The following is a 20,033-nucleotide window of genomic DNA, read 5'->3' as shown; positions in this document are numbered from 1 at the left end:
AACGTTAGGCAAAAATACGACAAAAGGGCACCGCAGTGCCCTAAGTTGATGAACTGAAATTAAAAATTCAGTTTGAAGTTAATCGCAGCGGTACGCGGCGCGCCAATCCAAGCTGACTCACCGGCGATGCCGCCTAAATAGCTTTCATCAAACAAGTTGTTGATGGTTAGCCGCAGCTCCATGCCTGTAATGCCATTGACGGGTGATTCGATGCTGACGCCTGCATAAAAATCGCTAACTAGGTAGCTATCCACGCGTTTGGTGTTTTTGGCATCTAACCAACGCTCACCTACCCATTTGCTTGAAAGGCCCGCAAAGTAAGGGCCTTTTGCCCAATCAAAAGACAACACCGCAAGGTCTTCTGCTGAGCCATAAACCGTATTGCCCGCTGGGAAAGTAGATAAACCACCGGTGTAGCTTGAATCATTGGTGGTGTAAGAGGCGTAAATACCCCACTCGTTGGTGATGTACCAAGTCGCTGAGGCTTCTAAGCCTTTTGATTCAATACCACCCACGTTGACATAAGAGCCGTTAGTGCCGATGAGATAGTCAATACCATCAGGTGAATCTGGGGCGATAAAGCTGATGCGGTTATCAAAGCTGATATCATAATAAGTTAAACTGGCGGTCACTTTGTCAGAGCTATAACGCAAGCCAAGATCTAAGTTCTCTGCCGTTTCAGGCTCAATTTGTTCCAGTGCAGAGGCATCGCGTTCAAGCACGTTGTCTTTAATGGCGGCAAAGTTTTCTGCAAAACCGGCGAATACTTCCAAGCCTTCAATTGGTATCGGGGCCACCACCCCGACGCTCCACAGCAGATCTGAGTCAGAGTTGAGTGATAAATCGGCTTTTTCAGCAAATCTGTCATGACTTGAAAGGTCAACAAAGAACTGCTTAGCACCTAAGCGTACACGAGCTGCACCTAAATCCAGTTCATCTTCTGCATACAGCATAGTGGTATCAACCTGATATTCGCGGTTGTACTGAACCCAATAAGGGGTGCTGTTAAAGTTGGTTGAGACTCGCGCATCTAACCGGTTGTGCCAGTCACGCCACTCTTCGCGCTCGTAATCTTCATACCAAAAACCTGCGCGGAAGGTGTTCTCCATACCAGCAAGCTTGCCAAAATAACTAAAATCAGCGTTTACCCCAATACGGTCTTTGCCGTAGTGGGTATGGCGATAGGATGCAACTGGGATAGCGCCTTTGGCATAACATGCGGGGTCAAACTCAGCCCCAGCACCGCCATAAGGAAAGGTAATGCTGGACTCACATCCTGCGATAGGAGATAAGGCTTTGCCGGCTTTATCGACAAAGTAAATACGGCCAATTGGGCTACCACCGGTGTAAGGTGTAGTGGGAGAAAGCTCAGAATGCGCTGCATTGCTACCATCAAAATTTACATCAACTACATATTGCGGGATCCAATCGCCGCGACCTGTGTTGTGGTGATAGTAGAGGTTACCTGACAAGCTCCAATTTTGCTGTTCATACTCGGCATTCACATAACCAAAGGTGTTTTCGCGCAGGGTACGCCAACCATTACGGTAAACTTGGTCTATATATGGCACGCCAGTGAGTGTATCTGTGAGTCGGTCCCATTTCGGGTCGGCTTTAAATTGTACGTCGCTAACGCGTTGATAGTTAGCTTCATCGGCGTCATCATAGGCGCCGTATGCGGTAATGGTCAGTGGGCCATTGATGTGTTTGATTTTGGCTGCCAAATGGTCGCGCTGGTTGTTTGCAACTTGTTGGATCCAATCCGAGTTGGATGAAGTTGATACTGACACCCAAGCATAAGTATTGCTAAAGATCTCGCCTGTTTCATAACGCACAAAGTACTTTTTAGCCTCGAAATCACCTTGTGTAACGCTGACCGTCAAACCTGACTCTGCGGTTGGATCTATAGTGGTGAAGTTCAGCGTGCCGCCAAGCGCTTCATTTGAGCGTGATGCCACATCTGCAGTACCTTGTGAGACTTGCACCGCACCTAAATTTTCGGTGTCGATATAACGGTTCGCTTTAGCGCCACCGCCATAGTTAGAGTTGCCGTTGGCAATACCATCAACAGTGATACCAATTTGCTGTTCGTCTAAACTAAGCTGAAAGCCACGAATAGACACAGTTGTTGACCAATCGTCTGAACCGAAAGTGTCCCCTTCATTAATCAGCACACCCGGCAAATTATCAATAACCGCTAAGGCGCTAGTCATAGCAGCCTGTTGTTTGGTCATTTCATCACTAACGGCGTTGTTTGCATATGACACGCTTTTACCTACCACAGTAACTTCCTCTATGGTTTTATCGGTTGCGGTTGGGTTGTCAGCAGCAAAGCTGGTACTTGAAAGCGCGGTGAAGAGTGCCGCGGTAAGGGCATTTAGTTTTAAGTACTTCATGGTCTGTCCCGACTAAGTTTGATTAATGTGAGCGAAAATCGAGGCAGATTATGAGGAACTAATATGACAAAACAGGCACACCCAATTGACTGTTGCGTTAACAAAAATTGAAAGAATTAAGACAATAAAATGAACAGCTTAGCTAATTGTGTAGAAGAATGTAGCGTGCTTGCTGGCAATCTGTAACTGAGATTTAAGTATGTCAGGCGGTCTAAGTCGGTGCGTACAGTGCGGTCCAAAAGCATTTTCATGCGATAGCCTAGCAAATTACCGTTGTTATTTTTAAGTTTTTAATTTGTTAAATTTTGTTATTGTGCTAGTTTGAGGTGGAGTTTATTTACAAAAAGGGAAGAGCGATGAAAAGTACAATAATGAATATAAGTTTATTCTTTGCACTGGTTTTTTGTACTACAACATATGCTGATGTGGTCAAAGAGCAAGATGGCGTGTGCCATGATGAGGAGTCCCCACAGTATAGTACCATGTCGGGACAGGCCACATTTACGTCCTTGCAAGCATGTTTGGCTGCTGTATCGGCAAATGGTAAGCGTAACGTTTTAGCAACCTACTACAAAGGGATAGAGCCAAAACTATGGCAGGTCAGTGCGACGAATGCGTTGAGCAATGCACAGCAGGAATTAGCCGCTAAAAGTATGAGCACATTGTCTGAAGTTGAGCGTACCGGCCTCAAAGCAAAAGAGCAAGAGAAGCAGGTTGCTGATGACACAGTTAAAAACCTCTACGGTTTTAACTTTAACCCTGCGCTCACTATGCTGTTCTATGTTGGCGATGATTATCTGGACGATATTTCAGTCGAAACCCGAACGATTGAAGGTGAATCGAAAAACTATGTCAGAGTTGGGAAGTCAGTCTCTACCCAATTGGCGGTGATGCTAGAGAGTCATTATTTCTTTGAGGGTAAATTGTCAGGGCGTACTTTTGGTCATGGTCCGTATATTTCAACCAACTTAGCTACGCAGGAAGGTAACGAAATATTCTCAATATTATCATTTGGTTACATGATTGGTTTGGCGGGCGAAGATGGCACCTCATTTAATATCGGAATTGGTGGGTTTGTCGACACCGATGTGAAAAAGCTCCGTAATGGCCTCAAAGATGGTTCGGAAACCACTTTTGTCAACTCAAAAGATCTCTACGATAAAACCGATCAAGAAGGGGTGATCTTGTCTTTCTCGGCTACTTTTTAGCTATACGGTGACGATACGGATTGATCTGCATATATTTGCGCTAGCTGCGACTTACCTCATGGCTAGCTCAAGTGATCATGACAGTTCGTTGCCGTGAAAGTCGCAATCGGTTCATACACTAAACCACGCTCGTCTCGATGTGAGTGATAAAGGTGGAATGACCTTATCGTTTGGTGCAGCGATGGGAAGTCCGCATGCACGTTTGGCCGTGGTTTTTCACCGCGTAGTAAAGTGATATGCGGCGCAAATCCAAAAGGATTTTGGTAAAGGCCAAGGTTACTGGCGTGATCACGTAAGGTGTTGGCAAGATCCAATAATGCTGGTGGGTGTTCAACGGGTTTTAAGTAAAAAATCCCATTGTGTGGCCAATAACCTGTGTCCTTAAACATGAGACTAAACGCGGTAAAGTCTAATGTGCGCGCAAAGGCAATGAGCTCGGGAATAAGCTTTTCATCTACTTCAGCCAAAAATGCCAAGGTGAGATGTAAATTAGCAGGGCGCAATAATCGCTTGCGGCTGATCACTTGATGAGTTAGCCAATCATGTATCTGTTGCTGGCCACTTTCATCAATCCCGATACCAAAAAACAAACGCTTAACAGTCAATTGATCTTCCCCTTGGAGCTAGAACCGCTAAGTATAACGGCGAAACGTAAAACACCATTGTTAATAAAAGATAAATAAAAAGTGAGTATAAATTTCACACTTTCAGGGTTAAATAGGCCTGTGTTAGATACAGACACACGTTAATTTTAACCCAAATTCATAATCGAGGATGACAATGAAAACTTTATTACTGACTATGGCTACCGTACTTTTTACAGCGGGTGCAACGGCAAATACACTGGAACTACAAGCAATGAACAAAGATGCAGTGGCATTTGACCGCGCGGAAATGGCAGTGGTTGAGCAACAAGGCGTATTGGCAACTACAGCGGTAACTTACTACGGTCCAAAAGTATGGGTAAATGGGGTATTACGTCCTTTCTTTGTTAACCCAACCAACGGCAACCAATTCTGTGAAGAGCGTGGCCACAATCAAGAGATCTCTGGCAGCACCATCACTTGTGGTGAAGACGAGTCTGGTTATGCAAACTATGATTGGTACGGTAAAGCTTGGGTATATCAAAGCACTGGCAGCAAAAACCAGTGTTATCAGCTCTACGCAACGATTAAGTGTCAATAATTGCGTCTAAACACCTCAGCCTGAGCAGTCTGCCTCAGGCTGATTTTATGCTATTTCTCAGTGCTTTATTGACAACGAATGGCATAAATCGCTGCGCAAGTGGAGAGAAATTGACTATGATAAAGAAATATCTCTATTTACGGTCTAAATTTCACAATATGCAGCAGTTCGACCCACGCCAAACAGTGATCCCTCCTTGTATCCCTCGTACTCACAGTCGCTTTGGCCGCTGGCTGGGTAAGGCTTTACTACGCGCAATGGGATGGCGAGTGGCAGGGGCGTTTCCAAGTACCAGTAAGTTTGTTGCCGCCGTTGCACCGCATACGTCCAATTGGGATTTTATTATCGGCATTGCAGTTAAACTGAGTCTTGGGGTGAAAATTCGCTTTTTGGGTAAACATACCATTTTTATTTGGCCATTTGGCATGTTACTGCGCCACTGGGGGGGTATTCCAGTTGACCGACGTGCTGCCAATGGGGTCGTGGGTGAAGCCGGCGCCATTTTTGCTGCCCATGAACAGTTGATTTTAGGCATAGCGCCTGAAGGCACAAGAAAGTACAGCAAAGAATGGAAAACGGGGTTTTTGCATATAGCTAAAGCTGCCAATGTGCCTGTAGTGCCGATGGCGCTGGATTACCGCAACAAAACCTTTGTAGTGATGCCAGAAGAGTACTTAGGTGATGACTTAGGCGCAGAGTTGCAGCGGATTAAAGCGTTGTTTCCAATCGAAATGGCGAAATACCCTGAGCAAGTGTCAGGACAACAGCACAAGTCGTGAATATGATGTGACGAACATAAGCCCGTCGCACCGCTAACATCTTGCAGTAATAGCATTAAAACGACATTTGTTCACCTAATTGCGGAATATGCACTTTAACTTGATGATCTTGCCAGAGTTTCTCTGCTAGGGCTTCGAGCGCTTTGGCTTCCCCGTGAACCAGCACAGTGCGCGGGTTATTTTTGAAATGCTGTTGCCATTCAATGAGTTGGGTTTGCCCTGCATGTGCAGAAAAACCACCCAGTGTTTCAATATTGGCTTTAACCGCAATTTGTTCGCCAAACAGTTTGATACGTTTTACCCCATCGACTAACAGGCGACCAAGGCTATTACGGGCTTGGAAGCCGACAAAAATCACTGTAGTGTCGGTGCGCCACAGGCGATGTTTAAAATGCTGGCGAATTCGACCACCGGTACACATGCCAGAACCGGCAATGATAATCGCGCCTCCTTGAATACGATTGAGCGCCATGGACTGTTCGGCGTCCGGTGTGAGGTGTAAATTGGGCAAAAATGCCTCTAAAGATTCGTAGCGGTATTTCGCCAGATGGTGCATCGCTTGTTTATCTAAAAGGCTTGCCCAGCGGTCGTAAATTTCGGTTACGGCAATGGCCATGGGGCTATCGAGAAACACTTGCCAGCCATTGAGCTTACCTTCGTGGTAGAGGCAGCCTAAATGAAAGAGTAATTCTTGGGTACGGCCAACTGCAAACGACGGAATAAGCACGGTGCCGCCTTGTTGTTTGGCGCGCTCTAGAATCGCCGCAAACTGATCACAGGTTTTGCCATAATCACGGTGATCGCGATCGCCGTAAGTGCCCTCCATGAGTAGCAGATCAGCATGATAGAGCGGTACAGGGGGTTTCATCAGCACAGTGTCGGGATTGCCCAAATCACCAGAAAAGACCAAGACCTTACGTTCACCGCGCTCAGTAAGTGCCAGTTCAACTATGGCGGAGCCGAGTATATGGCCTGCATCACGAAAGGTGAGGACGCCGGCCTTGCCAATACTAATGCGTTCAAGATAATCGTAACTTTGGCACAGTGATAGCACCTTATCGACATCGGGTTTATCAATCACTGCGGGCAGTGGGCTATCGCCAGCACGTGCTCGACGGATGTTTTCTCGCTCTAAATCATGGAGATAAATCGACACTGCATCTTTGAGCAGCACCGCTAAGAGTGCTTTGGTGGCATGAGTACAATAGATATGGCCGTGAAAGCCTTGGCGCACCAGCTTAGTTAACATGCCGCTGTGATCTAAATGGGCATGCGAGAGAATGACAGCATCGATACTTTGCGGATTAAAGGCAAATTGTTTGTCGTAAAACTCATTCTCGCTGCCGCCTTGCTCTATGCCACAATCTAGCAAGACAGTGCCAATCGCACTGGATTCAAGCAAGTGACAAGAACCAGTGACTTGCTGCGCAGCACCGTGAAAATGTATTGTCGCCATAATATTTTCCCTGTTTCTTGCAAGCTTAGCTCAGGAAATAAAAATGTCATTGATTTGGCGCAAAGGAAGTTGGACACAGCGTAGCTGAACTGAGTCTCTGCAATAGATAGGGCAGTTGCATACTGCCCTAAAAGTAAAAGTTGTTAGTATTGATAACTCAGTGTCACGCCGCTAAACGTGGCATAGGCACGTACACCAAGATGCCAAGTACCCGCCGCTGGGTTGGTGATGGGACAAGTTTCGCTGTTGCCGTCTTTGTAAGGACGGCAGTCATAACTTGAGGTGCTAGGTTCGCTGCCCCGTTTTACGTATAGATCCGCATCGCCACTGCCACCACTGATGCTAACACTTAGGCTAGTGACACCGGCAGGCAAGCTGAAGCTGGTGCGATACCAATTGCCTTTACTGGCGCTAAGGTTGTTGAAAGTCTCGCCACCATGTGGCGTGCCGTCAGGTGGCACTGTGCCTTGGTCAATTTTCACTAAACCATTAGCGGTTTTGACTAAAGTCACCACCTCACCAAGGTTGGCTACTTGCCACCAGTTGACGTTACCAGGTAATGCAATTGGGTCGGCGTCGCGCGCTTCTTGGCTCAAAGCTTCTGCACTGGCATCAAATTGCGCGGTACGTACCAAGAGCTTATCTGGTAGTACGCTTAGCACTTTAAACTGTTGAATACTGGCTAAGTCCAACGTCCAGCTTTTAGGGTCGTTGGCAGAGCGTGCCGGCGCACCCCAGCTACCTTCGCCAACATAAACCGTGCCGCCGTTGGTGGTGGCGGTAAAGTTATTACTAGTGGGAATAAGGGGTTGGGTGAGTTTGTTGATATGGGTGTCTGATTCGACCAGCAAGTGCATTTTTTGATTGTTAAACACTTGTGCCCACCAGCTGTGTAATGTGGTGTTGTCGGACTTGCCTGTGTAGTGAGGGAACATCGGCTTGTGGTACTGACCAATACGCCACGTATGCGACTGCGAGGCACCAAGATCGCTACTTAACCAGTTGTTCATCGCGGTGGCGTAGCTTGACCAGCCTGAGTTTTGGAACTGGCTGTTCAAGGTGTACACCTTTAACAGTGGCGATACTGCAACTGCACCGTAAGTGTCGTGCGCGTTACATTGCCCGTCTTGATTATAATCTACCCCAAACACTTCACATAAGGTGTTGAAGTTACCATCTTCGTGGTTACCGTGGGTGGCGATAAACGGATAAATACGTTGATAACTTTGGCCGCCGATCAAATCATCAGAAAACGTCAGTTGCCAATCTTTAAGATATTCTGTCATCTCAGAGGCGTTGTTGGCGTTGGTGTAATCGCCACCATGCATGATAAACAATGGCCGGATCTTAGCAACCAAGGCATTACCTTGACGACGCGTAGTCCAACCGGTGCGGGTATCGCCACCTGCAATGGCAGTAAACGCACTGTTGTCATTGGGTGCGGTTTTAAACCACAGCCTTGCGCCACAGCCCGTGCTATCACACACGCGGTAATACACCGCACTATTGCTTGGCAAACCAGTAAGTTTGACAAACTGGCTCGAAAGACTGGCAGCAAAGGTGCGGCTGGCGCTGACATTTTTGCGCTGCCACTGGCTTTCATTGCTGCTGGTGCCATACATTACATGGTGATCACTACCGCCATTAGGCGTAAATCCGATGGTGGCTTGGGATTGCGGGCTGGCATCCCAGATTAAACGATGATATTGGCTGCCTGCATGGGCAAGCGTTGCCCCTGTCAGACACGCCAGACCACCGAGTGTTTGATACAATTTCATGATATTACTTTTCCTTAGTGGTGACATCCGCTCAGTTGAGGGGATGATTTGTCGTTGTTGAGGCCAGTTGCATTAGCGGTTTAGGTGCGTTTGCGACTAACATGACAAATGCGGCGTTGCGATAGGGCAGGATACTGCTCTGCCATTGATAAAAGTTAAAGGCCCGTGCGCCAAGACCTTGGCGTTGGTAAATACCTGTTAATGGCAAAGCGTGGTCGGCGGTCCAGTAATCGCCATCTTTGATAAAACGAAAGTAGTCTTCCGCCAGTTGGGGTTGATGAGCGCGGTCTTGCGCTACGCGCAGTGCATCTAGCTCGCGACTTGTTGGCAAACGCCAGTCAGTGACACCACACAGTGCGCTGTGGTTACTGGCAACAATTAAATCTGCGCTATCGCAGCGCTCAGCACGAAAATAGCAGTCCCCCTGATTGGCACTGCCGTTTTGACCATCAAACCAAGAATAGGTCCAATCGCCTTCGTGGATAGATTCATCATCGCGCTTAACCTCCCAAAGTAACCCAGTATGGCTATCAAGCACACAGTGCCAAGGGCCTTGCCATGGTGCTAACACTTGTCCTTGGGTCGTGACTTTAAAAAACCGCGCTTGCGCTGCTGGTTGTGGCGCAGTGAGTTGCCAGTCATTGAGCAAGAACAAGATACCAACGGCGAGCACTGTCCATAATATGCGCCGCCAAATCATAGCACCTCCTTGGTCGATATACTGGCAGGATAGTTCAGTTGCAACGCCATTTGATGATGGGTATGGGCGATTTGTGCGCCATCAAATGCCGCGACCCACATGCACACACCAGAATCAAGTGCAACATCGTGCGAGGAGCCTGTATGGTTCTTTCTTGCCATTTCTAACGTCCACACCCCATCATGCCACTGCGCCCGTGCTCTTACATCTGCACGGTCCCCCTCAAAACGGTTAGAGCGATAAAGTACTGAGGGCAACTGGCTACCTAACGGATAATGGTCTTCACGGGCTTGATAAGGCTTAGCACCAAACCAAGGCAACACGCTGTCGGTTTGAGCTGTGGTTGACTCTAGCGGTACACGTTTTGGCACCACAGTGGTATTGCGATACCACTGCCAGTTCATCACATAGGCGCCGCTTTCTTTGCCATCGGTTTGATAACCTGCGGTATAGCGCCTTTCACCAGTACGTGGTGCAACAGGAGCGGCAAAGTAATTATCATCAGCGAGAAACATATCGTTAGTGCGGATAGCCTTCCAATGCCATAAATCACGTGTCACGCCATCTAACGCCGCGTGGTAGCCTTTACCATGCCAATTGGCGGGTTTATAGGCCAGTGGTTGACGGCCCAGGAACGCAGTGCCATCGCCGCCCAGTTGGCAGCTTGGCGACAGCATCACGGCAAATTTATCTTCATAGTGGCTACGCTCATCAAAGCGATAAAAGCCGTTTTCTGTGACTTTCCAGCCTTCAGCGGTTTTAACCAGAGGCAAGTGGGTGAGGCTTTGCGTACTATCATGCCAACGAAACAAAAAATAACTTTCGCTGCCATTGCTTACGGCTTTTACTGAAACTGGTGTGCTTCCGTCGGTGAAGTTAGCGCCAGCGCGAGTGACAATGTCGACCTGCGGCGCAGTTTGCCAAAAAGCTTCATCTGCCTTGCCATCAATGTCAATGGCCGTAAGCGGGTCGAGCTTCGCCACGGATAATGGTCGCACTAAGTCATGATTAAGCCAAAGTGTGGTTACGAAACTGACGCAGGCTACGCTGCCAAGTGCAAACAGCAATTTTATCTGGCCAGTCGGCACCCAGATCCGAGCGAGTAAGGCTTTGCCCCACTGCAGAAAATACACATAGGCGTGCAATACCAAGTAAAGTATCAAACCCAGTGCCGCATAATAATGAAGCGCAGCGTGTGGCAGCCTATAATCTAGCGTTTGCAGTACGCCAGTGACTATCAGGATAAGCAACACAGCATAGCCGCCATATTGCACTAAGGTATGGTAGCGTAGTGATTTTTTACGTCGTGACGAAACAGTACGAAAGCGGTAAAACACGTAGCCCAAAGTCGCAATAAGGAGTAACACAGCGAAAAACGCATGCCAAATATGCACTCGTCCGGCGGGCAATAAACCATCTAACCACAGCCAAGTATCGCGGCTGATGGTACTTAGCCGCAGTCCAGTCGCAAGCGCGCCCACTACAGCAACCAAAACGAGCGTATGTAAAAAAACAAAAAATCTATGCTGCATAGATCATCACCTTAAAAAGCAGCCAAGAAGACTAAAGTTTGAATACTGCACTAAAATTACACAAATGTTAAATAATTAATAAAAATGTTAATTTTGAGACGTAGAATGTAGATGTTGTGAGTGAGCCTGATGTCTGGTAATACCAGTCGTTAAAGTGTCATATTTGTTCCTTATTCTTGGCTTTTTTGAACTAAGTAGTAAGGATTTCACATGTCTGCGTTTTCTCGTCGCGATTTTATTAAAAGTGCCATGTTGGGTATGGGGGCGGCCACCATTGCTTTGTCACTCACTGGCTGTAGTAATGACGATGAGCCAAAAGTCGCCCACAATGACTTTGAGTTGGCTTTTAACCATGGTGTTGCTAGTGGTGATCCGCTTAATGATCGGGTGATCTTATGGACGCGCGTCACACCGCAAGGTACGCCAAAAGGAGTCGAGCTCACTCTACAAGTGGCAAAGGATGCGCAATTTCAAACTTTGCTGAGTAACCAACAAGTGGTTGCTTTGGCTAGCAACGATTACACAGTAAAAGTTGACCTGACTGGTCTGGCGGCGGGTCAAAGCTATTATTATCGCTTTGTCACCAGCACCTTAAAGTCGCCGGTTGGACAATGTAAAACCTTACCAAACTCAGACGTAAGCCAAGTCAAATTGGCTGTGATGTCTTGTGCAAATTACCCCGCTGGTTACTTTCATGTCTATGCTGAGGCCGCCAAACGTGACGATTTAGATGCGGTACTCCATTTAGGTGATTACATCTATGAATACGGTATGGGTGGCTATGCAACCGATCAAGCACAAGCTATGGGGCGAGAGTTAGACGCCGATAATAGTGCTGAGATTTTATCTCTTAACGATTATCGCAAACGCTATGCGACTTATCGCCGTGATACGGATCTGCAAGCGCTACACGCAAAAGTTCCGTTTATTGCGGTGTGGGACGACCACGAAGTCTGTAACGATGCTTATCGTGATGGAGCTGAAAATCACAGTGCAGATGAAGGTAGCTTTAGTGACCGTAAACTTGCGGCGCTACAAGCCTACTATGAATGGATGCCAGTGCGGCCGTATGTTGTTGGCCAGACAGAAAGCCTATATCGTCGCTTTGATTTTGGCGATTTAGTCTCTTTGTACATGTTGGATACCCGTCATGATAGCCGTGCTAAGCCGTTAGATTATGCAGACTATCTCGACCCACAAAGTGGCCAAATTGACTTGGCAGGATTTAGCGCTGACTTAACTGCCCCAACACAACAACTGCTAGGTAGCAAACAATTGACTTGGCTGACCGATAATTTGCGAACTTCGACGGCTAAATGGCAAGTACTGGGTCAGCAAGTGCTTATGACCAAAATGTTGATCCCCGCTGAACTGTTAATGGCGCTTGCAGCGCCGACTGCTGGGATGACACAGCAGCTCAGTGAACTGGCGAATATCAAAGGCCGATTACTGGCGGGCGACCCCAGTTTAACGGCGGCGGAAAAAGCGCGGGTGACTTTCGTTGCACCTTACAATTTAGACGCATGGGATGGTTATCCAGTGGAGCGCGAGATTATTTTACAAACGGCGCAAGCTTTAGGTAAGAATCTCGTGGTGGTGGCTGGAGATACGCATAACGCATGGGCAGGCAAACTCTGTAATGCGGCGGGTGAGCAATGTGGTTACGAATTTGCCACCGCTTCTGTAAGCTCTCCCGGTCTTGAATACTACTTACAACTACCTGCAGAGCAAGCACAGCAATTTGCCCAAGTGTTACAGCTGTTGGTAGATGATTTGGACTTTGCCAATATTCACCAACGCGGTTATCTCACTTTAACTTTTAGCCAAGCTCAAGTTGATAGTGAATGGCACTTTCTAAGCACAGTGCATGCGGCTGATTTCACGCAGAGTTCTCAGCAAATGACGATATTAGCCTAGCGCCACACGGCAAAGCGGGAGTGGTGGCACCACTCTCGTTTGTGCGCTGACGTTTAGAGTTGTTCCCGCACTGTGTGGAATTTATTCCGCGTAGATTTAGCTTTACTGCGGTGGCGCAATATGTGCAAAGGCAAGATTAAGCCTAATAAGAGGCCAAAGTACCAATGCAACGATGCAATACTGACAATGTCGGTAAGCCACATTGGAGGATAGTAAAGTAACAGCCCTGAGCTCATCAACAGCAACCACAAAACCAAGTGTAAAGCGCCATCTGGTGTGCTGCGCCATTTTTTGATTTGTTTACGAATATGCTCATTGTAGGTTTGACCAAAGCTCACCAAAGACAAAAATACAAACAAACCATGCCAAAACCGAAACTCCCCATGCAGCGGATGAGGGAAATCATTCATCGTTGCAGGTTGCGTTAAATACAACGCAATACCGGATAACATACAACCGACAAAGACCAACCAGATCAAAAACTTGCCGCGTTTCAATTTAACTGCGCTCCTAATTGGGGTGAAGACAACAAACGACCTCCTAATTTTGCTAACCTATGTTCATCACCTTGAGATAGCGCGGCGATTTTAGTCAAGGCATCTGCACGCCACGCAGTGTGAGCCAATACACTCCATTCTTGCCGTTGGGTAGGTAAAAACTGGCCCTTTACGTCCATTAAGCGACTACGAAAAGCGGCCTCGTGATAGCATCCTGACGTTGCGAGAGCCGCGTTGTGTAATAAGCCACTGTGGCTAGGTTGCAGACGAGTTTGTATTGGTACACAGCGTTTACCCATGGCTCGAATATCACCACCAGCATTGATAGCTGCGTGCTCACAGCCTAAACGCTTCAGAGTTGCTAATGCCATATCGACGGCAAAACCTTTGGCAACACCGTCAAGACACACTATCACAGGTTCATTGAGGCGAACCTGATTATGCCTAAAACTCAGCGCCTGCTCACTCCCAACAAGCGCACGTTGACCATAACCAAAATCAGGGATCAAGGCATCAGGTAATAAAGCCGCACCCAAAGTCGGGTTAAATAACCCGTCAGATTTTGCCATCAAGATCATCGCAAGTTGCAATAAACGTCGTGTATCGCGTGACACCGACAGCCATTGATATGGATTGAGATTCACAGCACTTAGTTCTGAGTTACGCTCATGTATGCTAAGGCGTTGCTGTAACTGAGTAAGGCGTGCAAATGCAACTTGAAACCAGAATGATACTTGCGCATCATTCTGGGTTTGATGCTCGATACTAATCTCAACAAAAGTACCCAATAGCGGCCTCATGCGTTTGGCGAGGGTCACGACTTGAGTACAACCTGATGCAAGGCAAGTAACCGTTTTACACCATCTGTGACGTTACGACATGACAAGGTGGCACCACTGATATTGGGAATATCTTTATTTAGCTTAAATTTATCCTGCAATGTTTTGCCAATAAACATGTCGCGCCAAGGTTGCATACGAATTTGACCACCGTGTGTTTCACGATAGCTTAAGATTTCAATACCCAAAACTTTACCTTGGTTATCGATACCCACCGCATAGGTAATGAACTCATGCTTGCCAATGACGTTGTCAACAATTGTCCAGCCGACTTGGTTGCCGTCTTGCTCCATTTTCCATACAGCTTGCTCATCAAAGCGTTGGCGCACACCCGCAAGCGATTGAATATGCTCTTTTTGCTGCTCATTCAGCACCACTTTATGGGCGGTTGCAACCGCGCCTGGAAAGAGCAATTGCTGCGCTTCAGCTACGTTTAAGTAATCCGCGGCATACACAACTTGACAGCTGGTTGCAGCCCCCAAAGCGATTAAACTTGGTAATGGACGCATAACGGCCTCTTAGAAATTGTAACCAAACTTCAGTCGCCACTCGGCTTCTGTTTTCTCAATTAAATGTAAGTCCATATCATTTTGCTGTTCAAAAGATTCGCCACCGCCTTTAAGTTGCTTAAAGTATGTCAGTGTGGCCCACCACTTAGCATCCCCGTAGTGAATACTTGGTCCGGCGAACCAAGAGTAGCGCTCTAGGTTAACTTCGGTTTCGTGCTCTTCTTCGTACACCGCTTCAGCACCGATAAACCAGTTTGGGGCAAATCGATAGCTTAAGCCCGTGCCCGCCATAAGTTCAATTTCCATTTCGGCATCTGTAGGCCATTCAAAATCCTCAGGCAGATCTGCAATTGCCGCGCGTTTGGCACCTGTGGCTTCAAAGCCTAGGTTCCCAGTCCAGATCAGCTGACCTTCCATAAAGTACTTTTGCATCAATAGCGTCATTTCAAGGCTGAGTGTATCTTTATCCTGCCCTGAATGTGGATCTATCCATGCATAGTCTAAAGAGCCATACATAGATAAACCAAAATCGTCTAAAGCAGGGCTTAAGAAGTTGTATTTAAAGCCTGCTTCAAGGCCTGAGAGTTTCCAGCCAAAATCATTGTCTTTTGGCATATAGCCATCAATCACAATCCCAGCAGTATCTAAAGCCATACCTTTAACCGCAAACGACACGTTGAACGCGTTACTCACGCCATATTCAAATTCAGTTTTGGTGTCTAGTGCATGGTATTTACCAGCACCTTTGTTGTCGCGTTTGGTAAAAAATTGATAAATTTCGCCAGAGCCTTCAGGCAAAGTTTCAGCACCTTTTACATAACCCAATAAGTTTTCATCTGCCTGTGCCGAAAATTGGCCAAGCGCGGCGATTAATGCGATACCCAGAACGTGTTTTTTCATCATATTTATAAGTAGTAATATTGTTAATGAGAAGAGTTATTAATTTTAAATACTATGTAGAATAGCGCAATACGAGGAACGGAAAATTGCCGTAAAATTTGCATAAAAATTTCGAGATAGGAAAAAAGCTAGAACAACCTGTACTGTTTTCGACATAAACGAGACAAATTGCTGCATTTTGGGCGCGAAGTATCGATTACCTTGGTTCTAAGGTTCTGATTTTAAGCCATTTTCAGTAGCTGTTATGCTGATTTGCAATTAAAAATTCTCTTAACAACAAGTACCTTAAGGTTGGACTGTGCTGTGTTAGTTCATCGAACATAATCACACATTGGTGCTGACCGCGGGGTCTTATATCGGTGATTATCACTGGAATATCTTCGCTATCATTTGAGCATAAACGCACACAACGATTGAGTAACAGCGATTCAGCGAGATCAGCGTTAAATGGTGCTAGATCAATCAAGACCCCTGAGAGGGATAGCGATACGACTTTAAAGCGACGTTTTGACGCTTGTTCGGCCAAAAATGTTGGACTGCTAGGGCACACGCGCCACAGCCTTGGAGAGCCTGCGTTGTCAACAATATGGGGTAAGTCGAAATGAAAGTGGTTAAGTTGCTTTTTATCTGTGACTGGGAAGCAAACTTGATTATCGTCAATTTGGGCTATCAGCGTTAACTCAGCTGACTCGGGTACTTGGGCAAAAAAGTCATCTAACTCCGCAATGTCTTGCTGAGCGACCTTGATATTGGTGTGTACGATAGGCTCGCTATCTAACAATTCTTGCAAGAACTGCTCTTCTTCCTTTGAAAGTTTCATTGCCAATTCCCATAACGGTACTGAAATATTTTATGCAAAATACAGTCCAAAAAATGAACTGCTAGTTAATGCTGTCGGTTGCACATAGCGCACTGATTTTCCAATTGTTAATGCAGCTCGACGAGTGTCAAAAGACTGGCGTTTGTATTTTTATCGGTACGTTACGATAAAACTTAAATTGATTTTTGCAACAACTGCTGGTTATTTGTCTGTTTGCACTTATGGCGCTGAAAATAACTGTGTTTTTTCAGTTTGTTACTCGCGTACGTAGAGAAGTGTTCTACACTACTATTGTGTAGCTATACTCACTAATGCTTTTTCTGGATGGTTGTAACAATGAAGCTAAATCAATATCCGGTCAGGACTAAATTGCTCTTTCTTTCGGCAGTTATTTGTACCATTTTTGTTATGGCGATGACTTTCGTGAAGCTCGCCAATGATAAAGTGGGGCAAAACTTTGCCAAGTTTTATCAGCACAATTTTGAACTGGCACTTATCACAGGCCAAATTAAAGAGTCTCAAGATAAATTGATAAACGAGATCAGAGGCTTACAGATAGTCTACTTGCTAAAGCTTCATGAACAAGCTCCTGAGTTACTGAGCAGTATTGATAACGAAATTGCCTCAACCCCCAAATTAATGGCGGCGTTTAACCGCGTGTATGGCGGTGAAGTGCGTTATCAGCAGGAAATGGAAACACTGGTAAGCAACTATCAACGCGCTGCCGCCAATTTTAAAAGTAGTATGGAAGCAGCGCCGGATAACAAAGCGCCTTATAACGTGTACCGCGAATTTGTCGACTCACTGGGCGAGTTAACACAGTTTTTTGATAAGTTTGACCAATACAATCAACAAATGGCAAGCCAAGCCAAAGAGGATAGTGACAAACGCATCAATATGGCCAACACACTATTTTATATTGCAATTGTGGTGGCCGTTGGAGTGGCTATTCTTCTCAGCCAACTGCTCAGTAATGCAATGCGCGGCGACATTGAACTGTTAACAGCCAGTGCCATTGCCCTTGAGCGCGGCGCACTCAACCAGCTTTCAGGCGTAAGCGGTCAAGATGAAGTGTCAGAGCTCAGTAAAACGCTCGATGCCACGATAAATCATCTGCATAAAATAGTGTCGCAAATCCAGCACTCGGTTGAGGTGATGGCAAAAAGCAGCAGTGCGGTGCAAACTGCGAACGGCGATATTCGCACCGCCACTCAAACTGTCTCATTCCATACCACGCAAGCAGTCACCGCGATTGAAGAAATGAGCATGACCAGTAAAAGTATTGCGGCAAATACGGCTGAGGCGGCAACGGCGTCATCGGAAATGATGCAATTGGCGACTTTAGGATTAGAAGCCTCCAAACAAACACGCAGTGTGGTGACTAATTTGACCGAGACATTAGCAAAAACTGCAGATGTAGTCGGGCAGTTGCAAAGCGAGTCCGGCAAAATTGAAAAAATCCTCGAAGTTATCCGCAATATAGCCGAACAAACCAATTTACTGGCACTCAACGCGGCAATCGAAGCCGCACGAGCCGGAGAGCAAGGGCGCGGGTTTGCGGTAGTGGCAGATGAAGTGCGCTCACTGGCACAGCGCTCGCAAGTGTCAGTCAATGAAATTGAAACTATGCTTGGACAGCTACGTACAGCTAGCAACCATGCCGTGACTATGATGTCAGGTTCAACCGATGCCGCCGACGGTGCGATGCAAAAGATGGTGGAGAGCAATCATTTACTTGAGCAGATCCTCGCCACCATTGGTCATATCAACGACCAAACCCAGCAAATCGCTACAGCGGCGGAAGAGCAAAGCGTAGTGGCTGGGGATATCAGCGAAAATATGCATACCATTCAAAGTTTGACTGCCGAAACCGCGGCCATTTCAGAGCGAGCGGAGAAGGCCAGTCAAGCGATGGCAAAACAAAATAGTGAAGTGACCAAAGCGGTGGGATTTTTTAAACTTTAGGCAGAATTAGCTGCCAGCGCACTGGCAGCAATTTTATGTTATCTAATCCGCGCGACTAATAAATCTTACTTCGGCGGTATTAATACGAATTTTATCACCACTTGAGATATGCTCAGGGACTTGCACCACTAAACCTGTTGTGAGGGTAGCTGGTTTGGTGCGAGCACTGGCTGAAGCGCCTTTGATAGAGGGCGAGGTGTCGGCAATCACTAGCTCCACGCTAGGTGGTAAATCTATGGACACCGGGCGTTCGCCAATTAAGATCACCAGTACGCCTTTGGTAGTTTCGTCAATAAATAGCGTTTGCTCTTCAATTGCTTCTTTATTGATATGGTACGGCGTGTAGTCTTCGTCATCCATAAATACATATTCGTCGCCATCGATATAAGACAACATGGCAGGGCGACGAGTGAGATCAGCCAGCTTTAGCATGTCTTCTGCTTTAAATGACTCATCTACTTTACCGCCTGTGACGGCATCGTACATCCGCATACGATAAATACTACCACTGGCTCGGCCTTGTGGCACCGAACGCTCAATATCGCGCACTATCATCACGCGACCATCGTACTCAATGGCGGTATTTTTCTTAATTTCGCTCGCCTTTGGCATAAATAGGCTTCCTATCTGAGATTTAACCGCCGCCAAATTAGCATGAAGTAGGCTATGCGCCAAGGGCAATAGACAGCAATACGAGCTAGCAGCAGAACATATGCTTGGTTAATACATGGCTTGTTACATATGCACCGCTATAGGTCGTTAAGTTAGGTGCAGTGTTAAGCCATCGAAGACGCTTTTCCATGAGCAAAATAAATTGAAAATTTTTTTAAGTTTTTTGCTTGAAATCTATTTGCTCGACCATATTTAGTATTTTGAGGACGCCTGATAGGGTCCCAAGTAAAAACAACTTAATTAAATTTAATCCATTTATTGGTTCATTATGAAGAGTAAATGGGTGTTATCGCTTAAACTAGAGGATACATATTATGCGTACAGTAGATTTATCTCCACTATATCGTTCATTCATCGGCTTTGATCACTTAGCATCATTAATGGATGCAGCAGCGCGTACTGACAAACAGCCGAGCTTCCCGCCTTACAACATTGAGTTGTTGGCGCAAGATCAATACCGCATCACTATGGCCGTAGCGGGCTTTAAAGAAGAAGAGCTGAGTATTGAGTCAGAAAATAACACGCTCAAAGTGATAGGTCAAAAAGCTGAAAAAGACGACGCTCAAGAACGCAAATTTATTCACCAAGGTATTGCAGAGCGCAGTTTTGAACGTAAATTCCAGTTAGGTGATCACGTTAAGGTATTAGGCGCATCACTGGAGCACGGTTTATTGCAGATAGATTTGCAACGAGAAATTCCAGAGGCATTAAAACCGCGTAAGATTGCAATTAATGCTACAAACTTACTTGAGAATAAATAGCCATTCTCTGACATAGTTAATCCAACCTTGAGCCACCCTATGGGTGGCTTTTTATTTTCGGCCCTAAACCACCTACTTCAGTAGGTGGTTATCATCAATTAGGCTTTGCCTGAAAGAAT

18 protein-coding genes are annotated in these 20,033 nt (G+C 46.4%); 6 read left to right on the top strand and 12 right to left on the bottom strand.

Annotated elements, in window-relative coordinates; translation table 11 throughout:
• Positions 1–59: 59 nt before the first annotated feature.
• Positions 60–2,396, bottom strand: a complete 2,337-nt coding sequence (locus ACFOEE_RS04140; protein WP_377121218.1) for a TonB-dependent receptor — start codon at positions 2,394–2,396, stop codon at positions 60–62.
• Between the two features lie 356 nt (positions 2,397–2,752).
• Between ACFOEE_RS04140 and ACFOEE_RS04135 the strand changes: the two genes are divergently transcribed.
• Positions 2,753–3,604, top strand: coding sequence for a hypothetical protein (locus ACFOEE_RS04135; protein ID WP_377121216.1), 852 nt, complete (start codon positions 2,753–2,755; stop codon positions 3,602–3,604).
• Between the two features lie 62 nt (positions 3,605–3,666).
• Here ACFOEE_RS04135 and thpR read toward each other — a convergent pair whose 3' ends face one another.
• Positions 3,667–4,209 carry an RNA 2',3'-cyclic phosphodiesterase gene (thpR, locus tag ACFOEE_RS04130; RefSeq protein ID WP_377121214.1) on the bottom strand — a complete coding sequence of 181 codons (543 nt, stop codon included), beginning with the start codon at positions 4,207–4,209 and terminating at the stop codon, positions 3,667–3,669.
• A gap of 175 nt (positions 4,210–4,384) precedes the next feature.
• Here thpR and ACFOEE_RS04125 point away from each other — a divergent pair, with 175 nt between their 5' ends.
• Together ACFOEE_RS04125 and ACFOEE_RS04120 are read left to right on the top strand one after the other, a co-directional pair.
• Positions 4,385–4,789: a hypothetical protein gene (locus tag ACFOEE_RS04125; RefSeq protein ID WP_377121212.1), complete on the top strand. Its 405-nt coding sequence runs from the start codon at positions 4,385–4,387 to the stop codon at positions 4,787–4,789.
• Between the two features lie 116 nt (positions 4,790–4,905).
• Complete coding sequence (locus tag ACFOEE_RS04120; protein ID WP_377121210.1) at positions 4,906–5,568, top strand: lysophospholipid acyltransferase family protein; 663 nt, start codon at positions 4,906–4,908, stop codon at positions 5,566–5,568.
• Positions 5,569–5,623: 55 nt separating this feature from the next.
• On the opposite strand, the gene ACFOEE_RS04115 is transcribed toward ACFOEE_RS04120, so the two are convergent.
• From ACFOEE_RS04115 to ACFOEE_RS04100, 4 genes are all read right to left on the bottom strand, one after another.
• Complete coding sequence (locus ACFOEE_RS04115) at positions 5,624–7,024, bottom strand: MBL fold metallo-hydrolase RNA specificity domain-containing protein (protein WP_377121208.1); 1,401 nt, start codon at positions 7,022–7,024, stop codon at positions 5,624–5,626.
• Between the two features lie 143 nt (positions 7,025–7,167).
• Entirely contained in the window at positions 7,168–8,802 is a 1,635-nt protein-coding gene (locus ACFOEE_RS04110) for a pre-peptidase C-terminal domain-containing protein (RefSeq protein WP_377121206.1), read from the bottom strand.
• Positions 8,803–8,833: 31 nt separating this feature from the next.
• Entirely contained in the window at positions 8,834–9,502 is a 669-nt protein-coding gene (locus ACFOEE_RS04105; RefSeq protein ID WP_377121204.1) for an Lcl domain-containing protein, read from the bottom strand.
• Positions 9,499–11,034 (bottom strand): ethylbenzene dehydrogenase-related protein, encoded by a 1,536-nt coding sequence (locus ACFOEE_RS04100; protein ID WP_377121202.1) that lies wholly within the window; start codon positions 11,032–11,034, stop codon positions 9,499–9,501. The genes ACFOEE_RS04105 and ACFOEE_RS04100 overlap by 4 nt, the downstream gene beginning before the upstream one ends.
• A 210-nt stretch (positions 11,035–11,244) precedes the next feature.
• Between ACFOEE_RS04100 and ACFOEE_RS04095 the strand changes: the two genes are divergently transcribed.
• Positions 11,245–12,951, top strand: coding sequence for an alkaline phosphatase D family protein (locus ACFOEE_RS04095; protein WP_377121200.1), 1,707 nt, complete (start codon positions 11,245–11,247; stop codon positions 12,949–12,951).
• Positions 12,952–13,004: 53 nt separating this feature from the next.
• Here ACFOEE_RS04095 and ACFOEE_RS04090 read toward each other — a convergent pair whose 3' ends face one another.
• The 5 genes from ACFOEE_RS04090 to ACFOEE_RS04070 form a co-directional block, all read right to left on the bottom strand.
• Positions 13,005–13,448 (bottom strand): hypothetical protein, encoded by a 444-nt coding sequence (locus ACFOEE_RS04090; RefSeq protein WP_377121198.1) that lies wholly within the window; start codon positions 13,446–13,448, stop codon positions 13,005–13,007.
• The gene (locus ACFOEE_RS04085; protein ID WP_377121196.1) at positions 13,445–14,248 is read right to left on the bottom strand and encodes an FAD:protein FMN transferase; all 804 of its coding nucleotides are present in this window, start codon (positions 14,246–14,248) and stop codon (positions 13,445–13,447) included. Before ACFOEE_RS04085 ends, ACFOEE_RS04090 begins: the two co-directional genes overlap by 4 nt.
• A 14-nt stretch (positions 14,249–14,262) precedes the next feature.
• Positions 14,263–14,796, bottom strand: coding sequence for an FMN-binding protein (locus ACFOEE_RS04080; RefSeq protein WP_377121194.1), 534 nt, complete (start codon positions 14,794–14,796; stop codon positions 14,263–14,265).
• A 9-nt stretch (positions 14,797–14,805) separates the two neighbouring features.
• On the bottom strand, positions 14,806–15,696 hold the full coding sequence (locus tag ACFOEE_RS04075; RefSeq protein ID WP_377121192.1) for a DUF6662 family protein: 891 nt from the start codon (positions 15,694–15,696) through the stop codon (positions 14,806–14,808).
• Positions 15,697–15,928: 232 nt separating this feature from the next.
• Entirely contained in the window at positions 15,929–16,516 is a 588-nt protein-coding gene (locus ACFOEE_RS04070) for a hypothetical protein (RefSeq protein WP_377121190.1), read from the bottom strand.
• Between the two features lie 336 nt (positions 16,517–16,852).
• On the opposite strand from ACFOEE_RS04070, the gene ACFOEE_RS04065 reads away from it, so the two are divergent.
• Complete coding sequence (locus ACFOEE_RS04065) at positions 16,853–18,481, top strand: methyl-accepting chemotaxis protein (RefSeq protein ID WP_377121188.1); 1,629 nt, start codon at positions 16,853–16,855, stop codon at positions 18,479–18,481.
• 42 nt (positions 18,482–18,523) lie between these two features.
• Here ACFOEE_RS04065 and efpL read toward each other — a convergent pair whose 3' ends face one another.
• Positions 18,524–19,093, bottom strand: a complete 570-nt coding sequence (gene efpL, locus ACFOEE_RS04060) for an elongation factor P-like protein EfpL (protein WP_377121186.1) — start codon at positions 19,091–19,093, stop codon at positions 18,524–18,526.
• A 374-nt stretch (positions 19,094–19,467) separates the two neighbouring features.
• Here efpL and ACFOEE_RS04055 point away from each other — a divergent pair, with 374 nt between their 5' ends.
• Positions 19,468–19,914, top strand: a complete 447-nt coding sequence (locus tag ACFOEE_RS04055; protein WP_377121184.1) for an Hsp20 family protein — start codon at positions 19,468–19,470, stop codon at positions 19,912–19,914.
• Positions 19,915–20,033: the final 119 nt, after the last annotated feature.

This window comes from Pseudoalteromonas fenneropenaei (assembly GCF_042643375.1).
GTDB classification, from domain to species: domain Bacteria; phylum Pseudomonadota; class Gammaproteobacteria; order Enterobacterales; family Alteromonadaceae; genus Pseudoalteromonas; species Pseudoalteromonas fenneropenaei.
This window is presented reverse-complemented; position numbering and strand designations above follow the sequence as displayed.

Bases quoted from the DNA above. Each gene is read 5' to 3' on its own strand.
- ACFOEE_RS04120 (WP_377121210.1), top strand. From the start codon at position 4,906: ATGATAAAGAAATATCTCTATTTACGGTCTAAATTTCACAATATGCAG.
- ACFOEE_RS04100 (WP_377121202.1), bottom strand. From the start codon at position 11,034: ATGCAGCATAGATTTTTTGTTTTTTTACATACGCTCGTTTTGGTTGCT.
- ACFOEE_RS04115 (WP_377121208.1), bottom strand. From the start codon at position 7,024: ATGGCGACAATACATTTTCACGGTGCTGCGCAGCAAGTCACTGGTTCT.
- ACFOEE_RS04070 (WP_377121190.1), bottom strand. From the start codon at position 16,516: ATGAAACTTTCAAAGGAAGAAGAGCAGTTCTTGCAAGAATTGTTAGAT.
- ACFOEE_RS04135 (WP_377121216.1), top strand. From the start codon at position 2,753: ATGAAAAGTACAATAATGAATATAAGTTTATTCTTTGCACTGGTTTTT.
- ACFOEE_RS04140 (WP_377121218.1), bottom strand. From the start codon at position 2,396: ATGAAGTACTTAAAACTAAATGCCCTTACCGCGGCACTCTTCACCGCG.
- ACFOEE_RS04110 (WP_377121206.1), bottom strand. From the start codon at position 8,802: ATGAAATTGTATCAAACACTCGGTGGTCTGGCGTGTCTGACAGGGGCA.
- ACFOEE_RS04075 (WP_377121192.1), bottom strand. From the start codon at position 15,696: ATGAAAAAACACGTTCTGGGTATCGCATTAATCGCCGCGCTTGGCCAA.
- ACFOEE_RS04105 (WP_377121204.1), bottom strand. From the start codon at position 9,502: ATGATTTGGCGGCGCATATTATGGACAGTGCTCGCCGTTGGTATCTTG.
- ACFOEE_RS04095 (WP_377121200.1), top strand. From the start codon at position 11,245: ATGTCTGCGTTTTCTCGTCGCGATTTTATTAAAAGTGCCATGTTGGGT.
- ACFOEE_RS04080 (WP_377121194.1), bottom strand. From the start codon at position 14,796: ATGCGTCCATTACCAAGTTTAATCGCTTTGGGGGCTGCAACCAGCTGT.
- efpL (WP_377121186.1), bottom strand. From the start codon at position 19,093: ATGCCAAAGGCGAGCGAAATTAAGAAAAATACCGCCATTGAGTACGAT.
- ACFOEE_RS04055 (WP_377121184.1), top strand. From the start codon at position 19,468: ATGCGTACAGTAGATTTATCTCCACTATATCGTTCATTCATCGGCTTT.
- ACFOEE_RS04065 (WP_377121188.1), top strand. From the start codon at position 16,853: ATGAAGCTAAATCAATATCCGGTCAGGACTAAATTGCTCTTTCTTTCG.
- ACFOEE_RS04125 (WP_377121212.1), top strand. From the start codon at position 4,385: ATGAAAACTTTATTACTGACTATGGCTACCGTACTTTTTACAGCGGGT.
- ACFOEE_RS04085 (WP_377121196.1), bottom strand. From the start codon at position 14,248: ATGAGGCCGCTATTGGGTACTTTTGTTGAGATTAGTATCGAGCATCAA.